This is a genomic window from Variovorax sp. 01T439_2, assembly GCF_056398445.1.
This window is the reverse complement of record NZ_JBFTPJ010001102.1, coordinates 1-1,739: the sequence shown is the minus strand read 5'-3', so window position 1 is coordinate 1,739 and position 1,739 is coordinate 1. Positions and strand designations below refer to the sequence as shown.

General features: G+C 69.3%; 2 protein-coding genes and 1 pseudogene. 2 read left to right on the top strand and 1 reads right to left on the bottom strand.

Annotated elements, in window-relative coordinates; all coding sequences use genetic code 11:
• On the top strand, positions 1–545 hold a 545-nt coding region (gene opgC / locus AC1DOC_RS32405), incomplete at its 5' end, for an OpgC domain-containing protein (RefSeq protein ID WP_478131413.1).
• Between the two features lie 19 nt (positions 546–564).
• On the opposite strand, the gene AC1DOC_RS32400 is transcribed toward opgC, so the two are convergent.
• Complete coding sequence (locus AC1DOC_RS32400; protein ID WP_307596241.1) at positions 565–1,350, bottom strand: SGNH/GDSL hydrolase family protein; 786 nt, start codon at positions 1,348–1,350, stop codon at positions 565–567.
• 162 nt (positions 1,351–1,512) lie between these two features.
• On the opposite strand from AC1DOC_RS32400, the pseudogene AC1DOC_RS32395 reads away from it, so the two are divergent.
• Positions 1,513–1,739: pseudogene (locus AC1DOC_RS32395) on the top strand (hypothetical protein); the annotation flags it as partial.

Here is a 1,739-nt window from a genome sequence, read left to right as displayed (position 1 = left end):
CCTTCAACAGCTACGCCTGGCAGTTCCTGTGGTTTGCCGGCCTGTGCCTCGGCGCCAGCCGCAACCTGCCCGGCGCGCGGCCGCTGCGCTTTCCGGCCTGGCTGTGGGTGCCCGCGCTGGCCATTGCGCTCTACGGCTTCTGGTGGCGCCACCACGGCATCAACGGCCAGGCGCCGTTCGGCGGCGACGTGGAGATGAACCTGCTGTTCGACAAGTGGCAGCTCGGGCCGCTGCGCCTCGTGAACCTGGTGGCACTGGGCATCCTGGCGGTACGCTTCGGGCCCGGGCTCATGCGCAGGATTCCTCGCCTGCACTGGCTCGAGGCCATGGGCGCGGCCTCGCTGCCGGTGTTCTGCGCGCACCTGGTGGCGGTGCTGCTGGTGCTGGCCTTCTACGGCGACAGCCAGACCGCCCGGCCCTGGTGGGGCGACGGCCTGCTGCTGCTGGCGGTGTTCGCGGGCATGTACGCGGTGGCGCGCTTCACGCGCGGCGCCGACTTGCCGCCGCCGGCGGAAGACGTGCCGACGGAGACTGCGCGGGCCTGAGCCTGGCCGGGAGCGCCGCTCAGGGCAGCGCCGCTGCGGGCGCCGCGACCGGCACGGGTGCCGGCGCGGCCCCTGGCAAGTGGCTGGCGATGACCGACTGCCAAAGCCGGTAGCCCTCGTCGGTCATGTGCAGCCGGTCGCTCCTGAACAGCTCGGGCCGCGGCCGGCCGTCGGCGCCGAGCATGGGCGTGAAGACGTCGATGTATTCGCTGTCGGGCAGCCGGTTGAGGTAGGCCGAGATCACGTTGTTGGTTTCGCGGATCTGCGGCATCAGGTGCTCGCGCGAGGGGCTCGGCTTGATCGAGATGAAGCTGATGCGCGTGTTCGGAAGCTCCGCGCGCACCGCATTGGCAAAGCGCGCAAAGCTCTCGAGCACCTGCAGCGGCGTGCGGCCCTCGGCCAGGTCGTTGTCGCCGGCGTACACCAGCACCTGCCGCGGCCGGTAGCGCACCACCAGGTCGCGCGCGAACAGGCTGCAGTCGGCCAGGGTCGAGCCGCCGAAGCCGCGGTTGACGATGCCGGGCACCTGGCGGAAATCCTGCGCGAGGCTTTTCCACATGCGCACGGTGGAACTGCCCACGAACACCACGCCGCCTGGCGCCGGGAACTGCTGCTGGTCGGCCCGGAAGAAGGCGGCCAGCTCGTTGTGCCAGCGCGCCTTGGCCGCCAGGTATTCGGAGGAGGAGGCGGCCGCATCGGCCGCCGTGCCGTCCAGCGACTCGTAGGGCAGCACGGCGTTGTGGTTCTGGGCCTGCGAGGCGAGTGCGGTTGTCAGCAGCAGCGCGGCGGCCAGCGCGGTTTTCATCGAAGGCATCGGAAAGGCGGAACGCTGATCGGATCGTATCTGCGGATTGTGGGGCATGGAGCGCAGCCATCCGGTCCCCGCCCGAAGCCCCTCAAGAAACATCCCGCAACGTATACTGCCCCGCAAAATCGGAGCGGGGCGCACGGGCGTGCGGGCGGGGAAATGAAGCAAATAGCGATCGTCGTCGCGCTCTGCGTGGGCGCGTGGTACTTTTTCATCGGCGGGCGCAAGCTCGACGAGGCCATGGTGCGCAAGTACTACGAGAAAGAGGCGCACGCCATCTACTCGCGCGATGCCGAGCAGCTGTGCAAGCAGCTCAGCAAGAAGGCCGTGATCCAGAACAAGACGATCATGATGGGCCGCACGCAGGAGACCACCAGCGACCGCGA